Here is a 17,143-nt window from a genome sequence, read left to right on the forward strand (position 1 = left end):
AATAGGATGATTGCCCAACAAAAGGGCGGATGCCGCGGCCGCCTGCTCAATGTGCTTACAGGTCTGGAGCCAGACAGGAGTCGGCGTGCGCGCGACGGTAAACTTCCCGGCTCACGGCGGTCCGGCGTTGCCGCCGTCCTTGCTGTTCAGGAATCTGTCGTCACCGACGGCTGACGGCGCGCTGGCGCCGAACGATCACGCCCTGTTCAAGCGGCGCGGCCCGAACAAGCTGCGCGTCGGCGGCTTCATCTGCTGCACTGGCTCCCCTGGGATCTGGGGGCCCTGCGCCACCAACAGCGCACAGCTCGCGGTCGCCGAGATCAACAAGCGCGGCGGCATTCTCGGCCGCGAGGTCGAGTTTTCCGTCTACGACGCCGGCGGTCCGCTGGACGAGGTGCTGAACCGCGCCGAGCAGGCCATCGCCTTCGACGAGCTCGATCTCATCGTCGGCCTGCACACCAGCGCGGTCCGCGTCGCCTTGCGCGACGTCACCACGCGTCATCGCATTCCCTATATCTACACGCCAGTCTATGAGGGCGGCGAGCGCACGCCGGGCGTGATGGCGATCGGCGAGACTCCGCGCTGGCAGAGCCGGCCGTCGATCCACTGGCTTGCCGACGTCAAGAAGGCCCAGCGCTGGTACCTGATCGGCAGCGATTACGTCTGGCCCTGGCAGTCCCACCGTGCGGTGAAGAATTACATCAAGGAAACCGGCGGCCATGTCGTCGGCGAGGAGTTCGTTCCCCTCGGCGAAGACAATCACGAGCCGCATCTGGCACGCATCCGCGCCGCGCGGCCGGACGTGGTGCTGATCTCGCTGATCGGCACCGACAGCAGCACCTTCAACCGCGCCTTTGGCGAGTCTGGCCTGGGCGCCACCACGCTGCGGCTTGCCGGCGCCATGGACGACACCGTACTGCTCGGCATCGGCGCCGACAACAGCGAGAACATGTTCTGCGCCTCCGGCTATTTCACCGGCACCGGGGCGCGCGCCAATGACGATTTCCAGAGCCGCTATCGCGCGATGTTCGGCCCGAATGCGCCGCCGATCGGCTCGGTCGGGCAGTCCGGCTATGAAGGCATGCGCTTTCTCGAAGCGGTCGCCAACAAGGCCGGGTCATTGGCGATGGGACCGATGCTCAAAGCCGGCCGCAACATTGTCTACAGCGGCGCGCGCGGAACGGTCATCGTTCGCGATGGACGCGCGCGGATGCCGATGCATCTCGCCGAGGCCGATGGTCTCGACTTCAAGCTGATCAAGCCGATCTGACCCGCGCGGCAATCCGGCGGGAGGCCTTTTGCAAAATAATACTTGAAAAGGAAAATATTTCCGTTTTGAATGTTTCGGCGAGCTCGCCGGTGCGTGTGTCGCGCCGGGGCGGCCACGCCCATCTTCGTTCTAGGAAATTTCAGGAGAGCGCCGTGACAGTTGTCCTTCCCACGCCAGCCCAGCTTCGCAGTGTCGCCGAGCAGTGCGGCCTTTCGCTCACCGACGATGACGTCGCCTCGTTCCGCGGCCTGATGCAGGGCTCGATCGAAGCCTACAATCTCGTGGCCGCCATGCCCGACGAGGTGCCCGAGGTGAAATACCCGCGCACGCCGGGCTACCGGCCGTCGGCGGAGGAGAACCCTCGCAACGCCTGGTACCGCAAGTCGACCGTGAAGGGTGCCGCCAGCGGCAAGCTCAAGGGCAAGACGGTGGCCCTGAAGGACAACATCATGCTGGCCGGCGTGCCCATGACCAACGGCTCGTCGACGCTGGAAGGCTATGTGCCCGATTTCGACGCCACCATCGTCACGCGCATGCTGGATGCGGGCGCCGAGATCAAGGGCAAGGTGCATTGCGAGCACTTCTGCCTGTCTGGCGGCAGCCACACCGGCTCCTACGGCCCGGTGCATAATCCGCACAAGATGGGCTACTCCGCCGGCGGCTCGTCGTCGGGTTCGGGCGTCGTGGTTGCGCTCGGTGAGGTCGACATGGCGATCGGCGGCGATCAAGGCGGCTCGATCCGCATGCCGTCCTCGTTCTGTGGCATCTACGGCATGAAGCCGACCTGGGGCCTCGTGCCCTATACCGGGATCATGCCGATCGAGATCTATGTCGATCATACCGGCCCGATGACCGCGACGGTCGCCGACAACGCGCTGCTGCTCGAAGTGCTCGCCGGCGACGACGGCTACGATCCGCGCATCAAGGCGCCGAAGGTCGAGGAATACACCAAGGCGCTCGGCCAGGGCGTCAAGGGCATGAAGATCGGTATCGTCAAGGAAGGCTTCGAGCAGCCGGGCGCAGAGGCCGCGGTGAACGAAAGCGTGCGCGAAGCGGCGAAACGCTTCAAGGATCTCGGCGCCAGCGTCGAAACGGTGTCGATCCCGATGCACCTCCTGGGCGGCGCGATCTGGACCCCCATCGGCACCGAAGGCCTGACCCAGACCATGATGTTCGGCGACGGCTACGGGCTCAGCCGCGGCGATCTCTATTCGACGTCCCTGATGGACTTCCACCGCGGCTGGCGGCGGCAGGCCGACTCGCTGTCCGAGACCACGAAGTTGTTCATGCTGCTCGGCACCTACATCAACAATAATTTCGGCCCACGCTTCTACGGCAAGGCGCTGAACATCTCGCGCCGGCTGACGGCGGCCTACGACAAGGCATTCAAGGATTACGACCTGCTGCTGATGCCGACCACGCCGATGAAGGCGACCAAGCTGCCGGAGCCCAATGCCAGCCGCGAGGATTACGTCGCCCGCGCGTTGGAGATGATCTCCAACACCGCGCCGTTCGACATCACCCATCATCCCGCGATGTCATTGCCCTGCGGCATGGTCGACGGCCTGCCGGTCGGCCTGATGCTGGCCGGCCGCATGTTCGAGGAATCCACCATCTACCGCGCCGCGCATGCCTTCGAGCAGATCGGCGACTGGAAGAAAATGTGAGGATCCGGATGCCGGCGAGATAGGTCTCATCCTATGGCTAACGCGTTCGTCGCGGCGTTCGAGATCCTGAGCTTTGGCGCGATCATCGTCCTGATCGTGCTGGGGCTCGGGATCATCGCCAGCATGATGGGCATCTTCAACTTCGCGCAGGGCGAGTTCGTCCTGCTCGGGGCCTACATCACCTATCTCGCCTACGCCAAGGGCCTGCCGATCTGGGTCGGCATGGTTGCCGCGCCCTTCCTGGTCGGCGCGCTCGGCTTCGTGCTGGAGGCGCTGATTATCAGGCGCTTCTACGCCGCGCCGATCGTCGCCATGCTCGGCACCTACGCGCTTGGCCTCATCATCCGCGAAGCCGTGCGCGGGCTGATCGGCGGCTTCTATCTCACTGTGCCCGAACCGATTGGCGGCTCGATCGACATCGGCACCATGCATATCTCGGCCTGGCGCTTCACCATCATCGTCATCACGATCCTGGTGATGGGCGGCTGCTACCTCCTGCTGTCGCGCACGAGCTTCGGCCTGCGCATGCGCGCCACGCTGGAGAACCCGTCGCTGGCGCGTGCCTCCGGCATCTCGACGCCTTTGATGTACGGCGCCACCTTTGCCTTCGGGTCGGCGCTCGCCGGCCTCGCCGGCGCGTTGATCGTGCCGGTGTTCAGCCTCTATGCCGATCTCGGCATCCGCTTCCTGATCCAGGGCTTTGTCGCCGTCATGGTCGGCGGTGTCGGCTCCTTCATCGGCCCCGTCGCCGGCGCCGGCGTGATCGGCACGCTCAGCGCGGCGCTGCCGTGGGTGATGGCACCCGTGGTCGCCGATGTCCTCGTCTTCGTTCTCGCCATTGCCTTCATCAAATTCCGGCCGCAGGGCCTCATCGCTGGAAAAGGGGTTTAGTCATATGTTCGATCGTGAACTTTCGCGTCGCCGCTTTCTGTCCAATTTCGCCTTCGCCTCCGGTGCAGTCGCCACCGGCGTCGGCAGCTGGGTGATCCCGGCGCCCTGGGCCAACGCAGCCGAAGCCCCGATCAAGGTCGGCATCGCGACCGACCTCACCGGTCCGATCGCCTATGCCGGCAATGCCGACGCCAACGTCGCCAAGATGGTGATCAAGGAGATCAACACGTCGGGCGGCCTGCTCGGCCGTCCGCTCGAGCTCTACATCGAGGACACCGCCTCGAACGAATCGGTGGCTGTCGGCAACGTGCGCAAGCTGATCCAGCGCGACAAGGTCGACATGGTGCTGGGCGGCATCACCTCGTCGATGCGCAACGCGATCAAGGACCCGATCGTCGCGCGCGGCAAGACGCTCTACATCTATCCGCAGCTCTACGAGGGCAAGGAGTGCACGCCCTATCTGTTCTGCACCGGCCCGACGCCGGCGCAGCAATGCGACGAGTTCATTCCCTGGCTGATCAAGAACGGCGGCAAGAAGTTCGCGCTGCCGAGCGCCAATTACGTCTGGCCGCACACGCTCAACGTCTATGCCCGCAAGGTGATCGAATCAAACGGCGGCGAGGTCGTGTTCGAGGAATATTACCCGCTCGACCAGATCGACTTCTCCTCGACCGTCAACCGTATCATCTCCAACAAGGTCGACGTCGTCTTCAACACCGTCATCCCGCCGGGCGTGGGTCCGTTCTTCAAGCAGCTCTATGAAGCCGGCTTCCTCAAGAACGGGGGGCGTCTGGCCTGCGTCTACTATGACGAGAACACGCTCAACATCAATCAGGCGAATGAGATCGAGGGCCTTGCGAGCTGCCTCGACTATTTCAAGGTGCTGACCAAGGAGAACCCGTTCGACGCCAAGATCCAGGCGGCCTATGAGAAGGATTTTCCGGGCAATTTCCTGTTCGCTGCCGGCAGCGCGGCGACCGGCACCTATCGCGGCCTCAAACTGTGGGAAGCCGCGGTCAAGGAAGCCGGCAAGATCGACCGTGAATCGGTCGCGGCCGCGCTCGACCACGCCAAGATCGCGGAAGGTCCAGGCGGACCGGCCGAGATGGTGCCGGGCAAGCGGCACTGCAAGATGAAGATGTACACCGCGGTTGCCAAGGGCGGGAACTATGAGATCGTCGGCCGCAGCGACGGCCTCGTCGATCCCAAGGAATGCTAAGGTCAAATGCCGAAGTCGATGGGTGCAGTGAAACAGGCGATCCCCGCCGAAATCGGCGGGGGGACGGACCTCGCAATGGCTGAACGCGTCGCGACGGCCCAGGCTGTCGCGGGCCGAAAGATCCTGCCGATCGTGGAGGGCGTGGTGCTGGTCGCCGCGCTGGTCGCGCCGCTGCTGCTGCAGGACTATCTCACCGTGTTCGCAACACGCGTGATCATCCTTGCGCTGTTCGCGCTGTCGTTCGACCTCGTCTGGGGCTATGCCGGCATCATGAGCTTTGGCCAAGCCCTGTTCTTCGGCTCGGCCGGCTATGGCGTGGCACTGCTCGCGCGCGACTTCGACATCACCAACATCTTCCTGGTGCTGCCCGCGGGCACGCTGATCGGCCTCACCTTCGCGCTGCTGCTCGGCGGCTTCCTGTTGCTGGGCCGGCATCCCTCCAGCGTGATCTTCGTGTCGCTCGGCACGCTCACGGGCTCCTACGCCGCCGATCGGCTCGCCCGCGGCTGGTATTATCTCGGCGGCCAGAACGGCATTCCCTCGATCGCGCCGATGACAGCAGGTGCTTACGAATTCTCGGAAGGGCCGGCGTTCTATTATCTGGTGCTCGGCATCCTCGTCGTCGTCTACCTGCTCTGCCGCTTCCTGGTGCGCTCGCAGTTTGGCCTGGCGCTCGCAGGTCTGCGCGAGAACGAGCAGCGCATCGCCTTCTTCGGCTACAAGGCGCAGCACCTGAAAGCGATCATCTTCGCAATCGGCGGCGCCATCGCCGGGCTCGCCGGCAGCCTCTATGCCTTCCACGAAGGCTTCGTCTGGCCCAACATGGTCGGCGTCGTGGTCTCGACGCAGGTCGTGCTCTATGTGTTGTTCGGCGGCTCCGGCACGCTGATCGGCGCCGTGATCGGCACCGTGATCGTCGAGGGCGTCAGCTTCTGGCTCTCGGACAATTACCGCGACATCTGGCCGATCATTCTCGGATTATTGCTGCTGCTGGTGATCCTGTTCCGGCCGCTCGGCCTGATCAGCTTTGTGCTGGGCGAGCGCGAGCGGGTCGGCAGCTTCGGCGCCAAGGAGAAGCGCAATGCCGCTCCTTGAAGCCGCGGGTATCTCGAAGATCTTCGGCAAGCTCACCGCGCTCGATGGCGCCGCGCTCACCGTCGGCGAGAACGAGTTTCACGGCCTGATCGGGCCCAACGGCTCCGGCAAGAGCACGCTGATGAAGTGCATCGCCGGCGCCGAAGTGCCGACGCAGGGCAAGGTGAGCTTCGTCAACACCGACATCACCGCGTTCACGCCGACCGAGCGGGCGCGCGCCGGCATGAGCCTGAAGTTTCAGATCACCTCGGTGCTGCCGTCGCTGACGCTGTACGACAACATCCTGCTGGCGTTGCAGGCGCAATCCTCGCTGCTCGACCTCGTGTTCTCGCGCACGCGGGGCGCGCTGCACGATCAGGTCATGACCATGCTGACGCAGTTCCGCCTCGCCGACCGCGCCTTCGACGCGGCGGCCGCGCTCTCGCACGGCCAGCAGCAATGGCTGGAGATCGCGATGGCGCTCGCCGGCAAGCCGAAGCTTCTGCTGCTCGACGAGCCGACCGGCGGAATGAGTCTTGAGGAGCGCCGCGTCACCGGCGAATTGCTGCAGCCGATCAAGCAGCATTGCTCGCTCGTCATCGTCGAGCACGACCTCGATTTCATTCGCGACATCTGCGATCGCCTGACCGTGCTCGACCAGGGCAAGGTGCTGGCGTCGGGCACCGTGCCCGAGATCCAGGCCAACCCATCCGTTCAGGAGATCTATCTGCGCCGTGCCTGAATTTTTGGACATCAAGCATCTCGACGCCGGCTATGGCCGCAGCCAGGTCCTGTTCGACGTCAACCTCGGCATCCCCTGGCGTGGCGGTGTCGCCGTGCTCGGGCGCAACGGCGCCGGCAAGACCACGCTGATGAAGACCATCGTCGGCGAATTGCCGGCGTGGAAGGGCGAGGTCGGCTTCGATGGCCGCGACATCAGCCGCCGCCGGCCCGAGGAGCGCGTCCGCGCCGGCATCGGCTACGTGCCGCAGGAGCATTCGGTGTTCGCGCGCCTGTCGGTGCGCGACAATCTCGCGGTCGGCTCGCTCTTCAACAAGGATGCCAGCGCGGTCGATCGCGTGCTCGCCATCTTCCCCAAGCTCGGCCAGCGCCTCGACCAGCCCGCCGGCACGCTCTCCGGCGGCGAGCGCAAGATGCTCGCCATCGGCCGCGCCATGCTGGGTGATCCCAAGCTATTGCTGCTCGACGAGCCGACCGAAGGCGTCTGGATCGGCGTGATCGAGGAGATCACCGAGCGCCTGATCGAGCTTGCCAAGAGCATCGCCGTGATCATCGTCGAGCAGCACCTCGATTTGGCGCTGCGCGTCGCCGACTACGCCTATGTGCTGGATCGCGGGAGAGTGGCGCTGCAAGGCGCGGCTGGCGAGGTGAGGAGCAATCCCGAGCTGATGCGGTATCTGGCGCCGTAGCTATTCGCGCGCGAAAATGCGCGCCTACTTCACCGCGCCAAAGCGGCTGTCGAACGAGTTCGACGACACCACTGGTGCGGCGCCGGCGAGCTGGCCGCCGCTGCTCATCGCATCACCGCCGCCATCGTTCACCGACGGCTTCAGCGCAGGCCGCGTGGCAGCCATCTTGGTCTCGGCGGGCTTGGCCGGCTCCGCGGGCTTGGCAGCCGCGACGGGGGTGTCCTTGGACTTGTCGTGACCGGGCACGAACCGCGTCACCGCAGCCTTCAGCCTGGAGGCCGCGGTCGGCGGCGTCGTGGTTGCAGGGGCCGGGTTCACCGATGCGGTGGCTTGCGGCGGCGTCGTGGTCGCCGTCGTGTCTGCCGTGCTCAGGCCCATCTTGCGGCCGAGATTGGAGAAGAAGCCGCCGGACTTCTCCGGTGCTGCAGCCGAGGCGACGCGGGTGTTGGTGGCGGGCGCGCTGACGGCGACAACCGGCTCTTCCTGCGGCGTGGCGGCGACCGGCTCGAGATTCGGCTTCGGCGGGTTGACGGTGCCGGGGATCGTGCCCGGTGCCTTCGACATCGCCAGCATCTGCAGCGTGTTGCCTTCGGCGCCTTCCGACAGACCGGTCGAACCTTCCGGGATCTTGGCGGCGAAGATCTTGTTCATGCCGCCGTCGATGCCGGTGTTCATGCGCGCCACCGGCGTGCCCTTGGCAACGAGCTTGGCGTACTCGGCCTCGTCGCGCTGCTGCTTCTCGCGCACGGCGCTGGCGATGTCCTCGGGGACGATATAGGCCGGGCACTTGGCGGAGGCGTCGAACACGGGATCGCGCTTGGCGTCGGGCGCGCGGGCCGCGTCGAACACGTATTTCTTCTCGCAGAAATCGACCTTCGGCTCCTGCCGCGTCACCTCAAAATGATCATAGCCTTCCTTGATCATCTTCCAGAAGGCCATGTTCGGATTGTTGCGGTGCTTGGCCATGTTCACCGGCGTCATCCGGAAAGGATAGGCCTGGAACTGGAACGCCTTCTGGCCGCCGAAGAAGGACTCGCGACCGAGCGAATAGATCTCCGCGATCTGCTCGTCGGTCATGGCGTAGCAGCCGCGCGACGAGCAGTCGCCATGCACCATGAGCTGCGAGCCGGTGCGGCCCAGCGCCTTGTCGAACGCATTGGGGAAGCCGGTGTTGAACGAGAGGTAATAGGCCGACTGCGGATTCATCTGGCTCGGATTGATCGAGTAGAATCCCTCCGGCGCCTGGCGGTCGCCTTCGCGCACCTTCGGTCCGAGATCGCCCGACCAGCGGCAGATCGGATAGGTCTTGAGCAGCGCGAACTGGCCCGATCGGGTCTGCTTCCAGATCTCGAGCTCGGCTTCCTGCTTGAACAGGCGGATCAGGATCGGAGATTGCAGATCCATGTCCTTCTCGCCCATCGCGGCGACGAGTTTCGGCGGGACCGGCTGGTTGGCCTTGGCATTGGTCGCCAGCGACACCTGATCGGTGTCACAGCCGGCGAGCACAATGCTGGCGGCCAGCGCAACCGAAGCCAAGAGCGCGCGAGCAAGCGAACGAAAATTCAAGATGGACCCCACAACGTGCCGGGCGGAAGCGCGAACCCCTGATGTGAAGCTTGGCCTGACCGGAGAACCGGACCTCTTTCAGACCAAGCCCCAGCGCTTATGCCCTGAAGCCATTGATTAAAATTCTAACCTCCGCACCTTCCGGTCGCAACCCGACCTGACATCACGAGCCCGTTGGCGCGGCGGCGTGGTCAACAGAGACTTAAAACTGGCCGGAACTTGGACTTTGCAGCCGAACCCGTAATGAGATCGCCGATTTGGGCAAAAAAACGGTTAATGCGGGGTTACCGGGCTCCGGCGGAGGTGCCGTAGGGTGGGTTAGCCTTGCGACTGTGCGAAGCGCAGGTCGCGGGGCGTAACCCACCTCTTCTGGCTCTGCGGAGACCAACGGTGGTGGCGGTGGTGGGTTACGCCTTCGGCTAACCCACCCTACGCACCCAAATCTCCCCGAATCACCCCAGTTTCCGGCCGATATCCAGGAATTTCTGCCGGCGCTGCTTGCGGATGGCCTCGCCGTCCAGGCCGCGGAGCTCGTCGAAGGCCTTGGCGATGGCCTCGCCAGTGGTGGCGATCATGGCGGCGGGGTCGCGATGGGCGCCGCCGACCGGCTCCTTCAGGATGGCGTCGATCACCCCGAAGCGGAGCATGTCCTGGGCGGTGATCTTCATGTTGTTGGCGGCTTCCTGCGCCTTGGAGCCGTCGCGCCAGAGGATGGAGGACGCCGCCTCCGGCGAGATCACGCTATAGATCGCGTGCTCCAGCATCAACACCTTGTTGGCGGTGGTGATGGCGATGGCGCCGCCGGACATGCCCTCGCCGGTGATGATGGCGACGTTCGGCACGGTCAGGGCCATGCAGGCATCGGTCGAGCGTGCGATCGCTTCGGCTTGTCCCCGCTCCTCGGCACCGATGCCGGGATAGGCGCCGGCGGAATCGGCCAGCGAGAGCACGGGAAGGCCGAACCGTTCGGCCATCTCCATCAACCGCACGCATTTGCGGTAACCTTCCGGCCTCGCCATGCCAAAATTGTGCTTGATGCGGCTCTCGGTGGAATCGCCCTTTTCCTGGCCCATCACGCAGATGGCCTCGCCGCGGAAGCGGCCGAAGCCGGCGACCAGCGCCTCGTCCTCGCCGAACTTGCGGTCGCCGGCGAGCGGGGTGAATTCGGTGATCAGGCCCTTGATGAAGTCGTTGAAATGCGGCCGCTGCGGATGCCGCGCCACCAGCGTCTTCTGCCACGGCGTCAGGTTGGCATAGAGGTCGGCCAGCGCCTGCGCGGCCTTGTCCTCGATCCGCCCGATCTCATCCGTGATGTCGGCGCCGGAAGCCGCCAGCGTCCTGAGCTCGTCGACCTTGGAATCGAGCTCGGCGACGGGCTTTTCGAAGTCGAGATAGCTGCGCATCTGGTCTGGCATCGTTTCAATATAGGGGGACGGGACGACGAGGCGAAGCGAGGTTGGCTTCAGGCAAAGAAGTTTAGCTTCTTCAAAGGGTTGACCTGTGCGCTCTCGGCAGCGCGCCAAATCAAGGATAAGGCCACGGCTCTTTCTGCGGAGATGTGGCCGAAGTCAAGGCGGTTTCGGCCGCCGCCGCGCGGCGGCGGCTACTTCTCCGCCAGGGGATGCAGGTCGCGCACCAGGCTCTTCAGCCGCTCCTCGACCACATGGGTGTAGATCTGCGTGGTCGAGATGTCGGTGTGGCCGAGCAGGGTCTGCACGATGCGCAAATCGGCGCCATTGTGCAGGAGGTGGCTGGCAAAGGCGTGGCGCAGCACGTGCGGCGAAACCAGCCGGGCCTGCAGCCCCGAGGCGACCGCGAGCTCCTTGAGGTCGCGGGCAAAATGCTGCCGCGTCAGGTGCCCGCTCTCGCCGAAGGAGGGAAACAGCCATTTCGAGGCGGCGCGGCTGCCCTTCTTCTCGCCTTTCACAGCTTCGGTCGCGGCAAGATAATCCGCCATCGCCTGCCGCGAGGCCTCGTTGAGCGGCACCAGCCGTTCCTTGTCGCCCTTGCCGCGCACCACGATCATGCGGGCGTCGCGCTTGGCCGCCGAGCGCGGCAGCGACACCAGCTCGGAGACGCGCAGGCCCGTGGCGTAGAGCACCTCGAGCAGGCAGTAGAGCCGCAACGCCCGCAGCCGCTGCGACGGCGAAGCGTCCGCCGCCTCGCTCATCTCCTTGGCGCGGCGGAGCATGCGATCGACATCCGAGATCGACAGCACTTTCGGCAGGCCGCGGCCGCGCTTGGGGCCCGACAGGATCGCCGCAGGATCTTCGCTCCGGATGCGCTCGTTCAGCAGGAAGCGGAACAGGTGCCGCATCGCCGACAGCCGCCGCGCGACGCTGGAGGATTTGAAGCCGCGCGCATCGAGGTCGCCGAGATAGTCGCGCAGGATCTGCGTCTCCGCGTCCACAAAGCTGTGGCCGGTACGGCCGAGAAACTCGGAAAAGTCGGTGAGGTCGCGCCTGTAGGCATCGAGCGTGTTGGCGCCGGCGCCCTGTTCCGCCGCGAGCATGTCGAGGAACAGGCCGGTGAGCTTGGCGTCGGAGGGCTTGCTGGCGGAGGATCTGCGCATGCCCTTCAGGCTAGCTCCTATTTCTTGAGAAACTTATCCGGCGGGATCGTCACCGTCATTTCTCGCGGCTTCGGATTGACGAAGTTGGCCAGCGCGAACACCACGCCATAGACGATGCCGGCGATCACGGCGACGACCGTCAGGAAGCGGAACAGGCTGGGCATCGGGCAAGGTCTCGAGGAGGGTCTTGATACGGGTCTTGAACAGGCAAATTAACCAATGAAATCATCCAACATGTTCGCCGTTTCGTGGCAAGAGTCCTCTGGCGAGGGCCCCGAGGGGGTCGTATAGGTGGCCGGGATGCCGCCTTTGGCGGCAGTTTGAGCGAGATCCAATCGAGCGAAATGATGTCCGACGCCGCGCTGCCAGCACAACCGAGCCTCGAGGCCGACATCCTGTCGGCGCTGGGAACGCGTTCGATCGTGCTGGTCGGCATGATGGGCGTCGGCAAATCGACCATCGGTCGCCGCCTGGCGGCGCGGCTCAAGCTGACTTTTGTCGATGCCGACACCGAGATCGAGGCTGCGGCCGGCATGACCATACCGGAGATTTTCGAGCGCCACGGCGAGCCGCATTTCCGCGATGGCGAGGCGCGGGTGATCGCGCGGCTGCTGGACGGTGGGCCGGTGGTGCTGGCGACCGGCGGCGGCGCCTTCATGCGCGAGGAGACGCGCACGCGCATCGCGGCCAAGGCGATCTCGATCTGGCTCAAGGCGGACCATGACGTCATCATGCGCCGGGTGCGCCGCCGCGCCGACCGGCCACTGCTCCAGACCGCCGATCCCGAAGGGACCGTGACACGCCTGCTCACCGAGCGCGAGCCGATCTATGGCCATGCCGACCTCACCATCGCCTCGCGCGACGTGCCGCATGACCGAATCGTCGAGGAGTGCATCGAGACGCTGCATGCCCATCTCTGCGGTCAACAGACCGCCCAACCACCTGCCGACGTCGCGAGTGCCGTACGATGACTGCGCCTTTGAAACATTCTGACCCGGTCAACGTCGGCGTCGCGTTGGAGAATCGCGCCTACGACATCGTCATCGGCCGCGGCGTGCTGTCTTCGCTCGGTGCGCGGGTCGCGGCGTTGCGCCCCGGCGTGCGCACCGCCATCGTGACCGACCGCACCGTCGCAAAATATTGGCTCGAGCCGGCGGAAGCTTCGCTCGCAGCCGCCGGCATTCCGACCTCGCGCGTCGTCGTCGAGGAAGGCGAGATCTCCAAGACCTATGCCGGCCTCGAAAAGGTCAGCGAAGCCCTGATCGCCGCGAAGATCGAGCGCAACGATCTCGTCATCGCGCTCGGCGGCGGCGTGGTCGGCGATCTCGCCGGCTTTGCCGCGGCGATCCTGCGCCGCGGCGTCGATTTCGTGCAGGTGCCGACCTCGCTGCTGGCGCAGGTCGATTCATCCGTTGGCGGCAAGACCGGCATCAACTCGCCGCAGGGCAAGAACCTGCTCGGCGCGTTCCATCAGCCGGTGCTCGTCATCGCCGACACGGCGGTGCTCGATACGCTGTCGCCGCGCCAGTTCCGCGCCGGCTATGCCGAGGTCGCCAAATATGGCGTGCTCGGCGACGAGGCCTTCTTCACCTGGCTGGAGAAGAACCACGCCGACATCTTTAGGGGTGGTTCGGCCCGCGAGCACGCGATCGCGACCTCCTGCCGCGCCAAGGCCGGTGTCGTCTCGCGCGACGAGCGCGAGACCGGCGAACGCGCGCTGCTCAATCTCGGCCATACCTTTGGACACGCGCTGGAAGCCGCGACCGGCTTCTCCGACCGCCTGTTCCACGGCGAGGGCGTCGCCATCGGCATGACGCTGGCGGCGCAGTTCTCCGCAAAGCTCGGCATGATCGGCGAGGCTGATGCGGCCCGCGTCGAGCGTCATCTGATCGACGCCGGCTTGCCAACGCGCTTGCAGGACATTGCCGGCTTTGCCCAGGAAGGCCTTGCGGATGCCGACGCGCTGATGGCGCTGATGGCGCAGGACAAGAAGGTCAAGCGCGGCAAGCTCACCTTCATCCTGCTCGAGGCCGTGGGACGCGCCGTCATCGCAAAAGATGTCGAGCCGACCCCGGTGCGCGACTTCCTGCAAGAGAAGCTGAAAGACAAGCTCGCCGTGAAGGCCTGACACGAAGAGCGTTTTCGAGCGAAGCGGATACCGGTTCGCGTCAAGAAAACGCGTCAAGACAAGAACGTTGAGTGCTGCATGGATTGGCTCGGCTTCACCATCGTCCTCTTCTGCCTGCTGGTCTCGGGCTTCTTCGCCGCGAGCGAGACGGCGTTGACCGGCGCCTCGCGCGCCAGCATGCTCAGGCTCTCCAAGCAGGGTAATCGCGATGCCGACGTGGTCTCGCAACTGCTCGACATGCGCGAGCGCCTGATCGGCGCGCTGCTGCTCGGCAACAACATCGCCAATATCACGGCTTCCGCGCTCGCAACCTCGATCTTCACCGCCTGGTTCGGCGATGTCGGCGTGCTCTATGCCACCGGCGTGATGACGGCGCTGGTCGTGATCTTCGCGGAGGTGCTGCCCAAGACCATCGCCATCAACGCGCCGGACCGCATGGCGCTCGCGGTCGCGCGCCCGATGCGGCTGACCATGTACGTGCTGGGGCCGCTGCTGCGGGTGGTGGAGGTCATCGTGCGGCTCTTGATGCGCGGCTTTGGTCTTGCCGGCGAGCACCAGGCGATCCTGTCGCCGACCGAGCGCTTGCGCGGCGCGGTCGACCTGCTGCATCACGAGGGCAAGGTCGAGAAGCAGGACCGGGACATGCTCGGCGGCCTGCTCGACTTGCGCGAGCTCCAGGTCTCCGACGTCATGATCCATCGCACCGAGATGATGATGATCAACGCCGACATGCCGCCGGACGATCTGGTGCGCGAGGTGTTGGCGACCGAATACACCCGCATTCCGCTCTGGCGCGAGAAGCCGGAAAACATCATCGGAGTGCTCCACGCCAAGGATCTCCTGCGCGCCATCCGCGCCTCCGACGGCGATACCTCGCGCATCGACGTCTCCACCATCGCGCTGCCGCCCTGGTTCGTGCCGGAGATGCGGCCGCTCGCCGAGCAGCTCAAAGCATTCCGCCGCCGCAAGACCCATTTCGCGCTCGTGGTCGACGAGTACGGTGAAGTTGAAGGTCTCGTGACGCTGGAAGACATTCTGGAAGAGATCGTCGGCGACATCTCCGACGAGCACGACGTCGTCGTCGCGGGCGTGCGCGCCCAACCCGACGGCTCCGTCGTGGTCGACGGCTCGGTGCCGATCCGCGATCTCAACCGCGCCATGGACTGGCGGCTGCCTGATGAAGAGGCAACCACGGTCGCCGGCCTCGTCATTCACGAGGCGCGCTCGATCCCCGATCGCGGCCAGAGCTTTACCTTCCACGGCTTCCGCTTCCGCGTCCTCCGCCGCGAACGCAACCGCATCACCGCGCTCCGTATTTCACCGGTCTCGCGGGAGACCGAGATGGAAGGGGCAAAGCCGAGGCGGGCCGGGACGTCGTTTTAGCCGCCACAACGGGTGTCCTCGCCCGCCTTATGCGCGCTTGCGCACTAGGCGGGGCACGACAGCGGTGTTTTACGTCCCGCCTTCCCCTGGCGCCTGCGCGTGGATCGCCAGGGCGTGCACGCTGCCGGAAAGTTCCGCTAATAGCGCCGCATTTATCATGCGGTGACGGTCGACCCGGCTCTTCCCTTTGAAGGCTTCAGACACGATATAAACGCGGAAGTGCGTCTCGCCGCTCGGCCGATGGCCGGTATGGCCCTCATGCAAATGTGACTCGTCGACGACCTCGAGGCTTTCCGGCGTGAAAGCTTCCTGCAACTTGTTGCTGATAGTGTCTTTCATAACCATGAGTCTCATTAAAGTCCGCGATCGCGCTCCGTCAACACCATAGGCCGCCTCCGGCGGCCGTCCTGAAAACGCCGAAGTGAAACTTCGGCTACCGGTTTCAAGCTAATTGCAATGTCAAGACTTGAAGGTTTTTGCATTGCGTAGTCATAGTCAGCCCATGCCGATCGATTCATCAAAGTTCTTCGACTCCATCCGCGTGAAGCCGCGGGGCAAGCAGGCCGAAGTGAAGCCGCGCGACACCGTGGTCGGTTGCGAATGGGCCGGGTGTCAGAACAAGGGCGCGCATCGCGCGCCGAAGGGCCGCGAGAACCAGCGCGAGTACTGGCACTTCTGTCTCGACCACGTGCGCGAGTACAATCAGAACTACAATTTCTTCTCCGGCATGAACGCCGAGGCCGTCGCGCGCTACCAGAAGGATGCGCTGACCGGGCATCGCCCGACCTGGAAGATGGGCGCCAATGGTGGCAAGAAGGGTGCGGAAGCCGAGATCGACATGGCGTCCGATCCGTTCAGCATGTTCTCCGAGATCAACGGACGCGCCAGCTGGCGGAAGGGCCCCGAGGCCGAGCCCAAGGCCGAGACGCGCAAGGTGATGAACGCCGAGCGCAAGGCGCTCCAGGTCATGGGCCTCGGCCCGAACTCCACGCTCGCCGACGTCAAGAGCAAGTACAAGGCGCTGGTCAAGCAACACCACCCCGACGCCAACGGCGGTGACCGCTCCACCGAGGATCGCCTGATCGAGATCATCAAGGCGTATAATTATCTGAAGACGGTGGTGCGGGAGGCGTAAGGCTCTCGACTTTGTCGTACCGGCATTCGCCGCGACAACAGTATCGTAGGGTGGGCAAAGCGAAGCGTGCCCACGCATTTTTCGTGATCAGGAAAGATGGTGGGCACGGCGCAAGGGCGCCTTTGCCCACCCTACGATATCGAACTCGCGGTGACATCCGCGACTTCCTCACCCCTTGGGCATCGCCCCAACATACGACGAGCTCGGCCGGATCAACCGCCCGGTCCGCTGCTGCTCGCGTGCATGCGCGGTCCAGCCGGCGCTGCGGGCCACCGCAAAGATCGGCGTGAAGGCCTGCCGCGGGATCGCCAGCGCATCGAGCAGGATCGCGGTGAAGAACTCCACATTCGTCTCCAGCGGCCGCTCCGGATTCTTCTTGCGCAAGGCTGCACGGATATAGGCCTCGACCTCGCCGGCAAACGGCAGATCAGTACCGTTGGAGGCGAGCGCCTCGACCGCGGTCTTGAGCACATCCGCGCGCGGATCGCGGACGCGATAGACGCGGTGACCGAAGCCCATCATCCGCTCGCCGCGCGCCAGCGCCGCATCGACCCAGGGCTGGATCCGTTCGCGCGTGCCGATCGCATCCAGCATTTCCAGCACCGGTTCCGGTGCGCCACCATGCAGCGGGCCGGTGAGTGCGCAATAGCCGGCGGTGACGGCCGCGAACAGATCGGCCTGGGTCGAAGCCACCACGCGCGCGGTGAAGGTCGAGGCGTTCATGCCGTGGTCGCTGGCGGTGACGAGATAGGCATCGAGCGCGGTGATCTCGCGCGCGGCAGGCGCACGTCCCTGCAACATGCGCAGC

General features: G+C 65.0%; 17 protein-coding genes. 11 read left to right on the forward strand and 6 right to left on the reverse strand.

Features of this window, described 5'->3' with window-relative positions; translation table 11 throughout:
• Positions 1 to 85 precede the first annotated feature (85 nt).
• From G8O24_RS36130 to G8O24_RS36160, 7 genes are all read left to right on the forward strand, one after another.
• Positions 86 to 1,270 (forward strand): substrate-binding domain-containing protein, encoded by a 1,185-nt coding sequence (locus tag G8O24_RS36130; RefSeq protein ID WP_311972246.1) that lies wholly within the window; start codon positions 86 to 88, stop codon positions 1,268 to 1,270.
• A gap of 152 nt (positions 1,271 to 1,422) precedes the next feature.
• Positions 1,423 to 2,937 (forward strand): amidase, encoded by a 1,515-nt coding sequence (locus tag G8O24_RS36135; protein WP_188107292.1) that lies wholly within the window; start codon positions 1,423 to 1,425, stop codon positions 2,935 to 2,937.
• A gap of 33 nt (positions 2,938 to 2,970) precedes the next feature.
• Complete coding sequence (locus G8O24_RS36140; protein WP_188107293.1) at positions 2,971 to 3,828, forward strand: branched-chain amino acid ABC transporter permease; 858 nt, start codon at positions 2,971 to 2,973, stop codon at positions 3,826 to 3,828.
• A 4-nt stretch (positions 3,829 to 3,832) separates the two neighbouring features.
• Entirely contained in the window at positions 3,833 to 5,047 is a 1,215-nt protein-coding gene (locus G8O24_RS36145; protein ID WP_188107294.1) for a substrate-binding protein, read from the forward strand.
• A 6-nt stretch (positions 5,048 to 5,053) separates the two neighbouring features.
• Entirely contained in the window at positions 5,054 to 6,142 is a 1,089-nt protein-coding gene (locus G8O24_RS36150; RefSeq protein ID WP_188107295.1) for a branched-chain amino acid ABC transporter permease, read from the forward strand.
• A complete protein-coding gene (locus tag G8O24_RS36155) occupies positions 6,129 to 6,863 on the forward strand; it encodes an ABC transporter ATP-binding protein (protein WP_188107296.1) in 735 nt (244 codons plus the stop codon). The genes G8O24_RS36150 and G8O24_RS36155 overlap by 14 nt, the downstream gene beginning before the upstream one ends.
• Positions 6,856 to 7,551, forward strand: coding sequence for a branched-chain amino acid ABC transporter ATP-binding protein (locus G8O24_RS36160; RefSeq protein WP_188107297.1), 696 nt, complete (start codon positions 6,856 to 6,858; stop codon positions 7,549 to 7,551). Before G8O24_RS36155 ends, G8O24_RS36160 begins: the two co-directional genes overlap by 8 nt.
• A 24-nt stretch (positions 7,552 to 7,575) precedes the next feature.
• On the opposite strand, the gene G8O24_RS36165 is transcribed toward G8O24_RS36160, so the two are convergent.
• The 4 genes from G8O24_RS36165 to G8O24_RS36180 all read right to left on the reverse strand — a co-directional run bounded on the left by G8O24_RS36165 (position 7,576) and on the right by G8O24_RS36180 (position 11,853).
• The gene (locus G8O24_RS36165) at positions 7,576 to 9,117 is read right to left on the reverse strand and encodes a L,D-transpeptidase family protein (protein WP_244646204.1); all 1,542 of its coding nucleotides are present in this window, start codon (positions 9,115 to 9,117) and stop codon (positions 7,576 to 7,578) included.
• A 452-nt stretch (positions 9,118 to 9,569) separates the two neighbouring features.
• Positions 9,570 to 10,532 (reverse strand): acetyl-CoA carboxylase carboxyltransferase subunit alpha, encoded by a 963-nt coding sequence (locus G8O24_RS36170; RefSeq protein WP_188107299.1) that lies wholly within the window; start codon positions 10,530 to 10,532, stop codon positions 9,570 to 9,572.
• A 188-nt stretch (positions 10,533 to 10,720) separates the two neighbouring features.
• Positions 10,721 to 11,689, reverse strand: a complete 969-nt coding sequence (gene xerD / locus G8O24_RS36175) for a site-specific tyrosine recombinase XerD (protein WP_188107300.1) — start codon at positions 11,687 to 11,689, stop codon at positions 10,721 to 10,723.
• A 17-nt stretch (positions 11,690 to 11,706) separates the two neighbouring features.
• Positions 11,707 to 11,853 carry a hypothetical protein gene (locus tag G8O24_RS36180; RefSeq protein WP_035669499.1) on the reverse strand — a complete coding sequence of 49 codons (147 nt, stop codon included), beginning with the start codon at positions 11,851 to 11,853 and terminating at the stop codon, positions 11,707 to 11,709.
• A gap of 183 nt (positions 11,854 to 12,036) precedes the next feature.
• Between G8O24_RS36180 and G8O24_RS36185 the strand changes: the two genes are divergently transcribed.
• From G8O24_RS36185 to G8O24_RS36195, 3 genes are all read left to right on the forward strand, one after another.
• The gene (locus G8O24_RS36185; protein WP_188107301.1) at positions 12,037 to 12,660 is read left to right on the forward strand and encodes a shikimate kinase; all 624 of its coding nucleotides are present in this window, start codon (positions 12,037 to 12,039) and stop codon (positions 12,658 to 12,660) included.
• Positions 12,657 to 13,817 (forward strand): 3-dehydroquinate synthase, encoded by a 1,161-nt coding sequence (gene aroB / locus G8O24_RS36190; protein ID WP_188107302.1) that lies wholly within the window; start codon positions 12,657 to 12,659, stop codon positions 13,815 to 13,817. Before G8O24_RS36185 ends, aroB begins: the two co-directional genes overlap by 4 nt.
• 78 nt (positions 13,818 to 13,895) lie before the next feature.
• Complete coding sequence (locus G8O24_RS36195; protein ID WP_188107303.1) at positions 13,896 to 15,200, forward strand: HlyC/CorC family transporter; 1,305 nt, start codon at positions 13,896 to 13,898, stop codon at positions 15,198 to 15,200.
• 69 nt (positions 15,201 to 15,269) lie between these two features.
• Here the strand turns inward: G8O24_RS36195 and G8O24_RS36200 are convergent, their stop codons facing one another.
• The gene (locus G8O24_RS36200) at positions 15,270 to 15,545 is read right to left on the reverse strand and encodes a BolA family protein (protein WP_244646206.1); all 276 of its coding nucleotides are present in this window, start codon (positions 15,543 to 15,545) and stop codon (positions 15,270 to 15,272) included.
• A gap of 157 nt (positions 15,546 to 15,702) precedes the next feature.
• On the opposite strand from G8O24_RS36200, the gene G8O24_RS36205 reads away from it, so the two are divergent.
• Positions 15,703 to 16,335: a J domain-containing protein gene (locus tag G8O24_RS36205; RefSeq protein WP_188107305.1), complete on the forward strand. Its 633-nt coding sequence runs from the start codon at positions 15,703 to 15,705 to the stop codon at positions 16,333 to 16,335.
• A 168-nt stretch (positions 16,336 to 16,503) separates the two neighbouring features.
• Here the strand turns inward: G8O24_RS36205 and G8O24_RS36210 are convergent.
• Positions 16,504 to 17,143, reverse strand: a 640-nt coding sequence (locus G8O24_RS36210; protein ID WP_188107306.1) for a citrate synthase, incomplete at its 5' end; no start/stop codon positions are given.

This window comes from Bradyrhizobium campsiandrae (genome assembly GCF_014529705.1).
Taxonomy (GTDB): Bacteria; Pseudomonadota; Alphaproteobacteria; order Rhizobiales; family Xanthobacteraceae; genus Bradyrhizobium; species Bradyrhizobium campsiandrae.

What these genes read in the sequence shown, in the direction of transcription:
- G8O24_RS36150 (WP_188107295.1), top strand. Translation starts at nt 5,054, where the DNA reads ATGCCGAAGTCGATGGGTGCAGTGAAACAGGCGATCCCCGCCGAAATC.
- G8O24_RS36185 (WP_188107301.1), top strand. Translation starts at nt 12,037, where the DNA reads ATGTCCGACGCCGCGCTGCCAGCACAACCGAGCCTCGAGGCCGACATC.
- G8O24_RS36140 (WP_188107293.1), top strand. Translation starts at nt 2,971, where the DNA reads ATGGCTAACGCGTTCGTCGCGGCGTTCGAGATCCTGAGCTTTGGCGCG.
- G8O24_RS36195 (WP_188107303.1), top strand. Translation starts at nt 13,896, where the DNA reads ATGGATTGGCTCGGCTTCACCATCGTCCTCTTCTGCCTGCTGGTCTCG.
- xerD (WP_188107300.1), bottom strand. Translation starts at nt 11,689, where the DNA reads ATGCGCAGATCCTCCGCCAGCAAGCCCTCCGACGCCAAGCTCACCGGC.
- G8O24_RS36180 (WP_035669499.1), bottom strand. Translation starts at nt 11,853, where the DNA reads ATGCCCAGCCTGTTCCGCTTCCTGACGGTCGTCGCCGTGATCGCCGGC.
- G8O24_RS36155 (WP_188107296.1), top strand. Translation starts at nt 6,129, where the DNA reads ATGCCGCTCCTTGAAGCCGCGGGTATCTCGAAGATCTTCGGCAAGCTC.
- G8O24_RS36170 (WP_188107299.1), bottom strand. Translation starts at nt 10,532, where the DNA reads ATGCCAGACCAGATGCGCAGCTATCTCGACTTCGAAAAGCCCGTCGCC.
- G8O24_RS36145 (WP_188107294.1), top strand. Translation starts at nt 3,833, where the DNA reads ATGTTCGATCGTGAACTTTCGCGTCGCCGCTTTCTGTCCAATTTCGCC.
- G8O24_RS36200 (WP_244646206.1), bottom strand. Translation starts at nt 15,545, where the DNA reads ATGGTTATGAAAGACACTATCAGCAACAAGTTGCAGGAAGCTTTCACG.
- aroB (WP_188107302.1), top strand. Translation starts at nt 12,657, where the DNA reads ATGACTGCGCCTTTGAAACATTCTGACCCGGTCAACGTCGGCGTCGCG.
- G8O24_RS36205 (WP_188107305.1), top strand. Translation starts at nt 15,703, where the DNA reads ATGCCGATCGATTCATCAAAGTTCTTCGACTCCATCCGCGTGAAGCCG.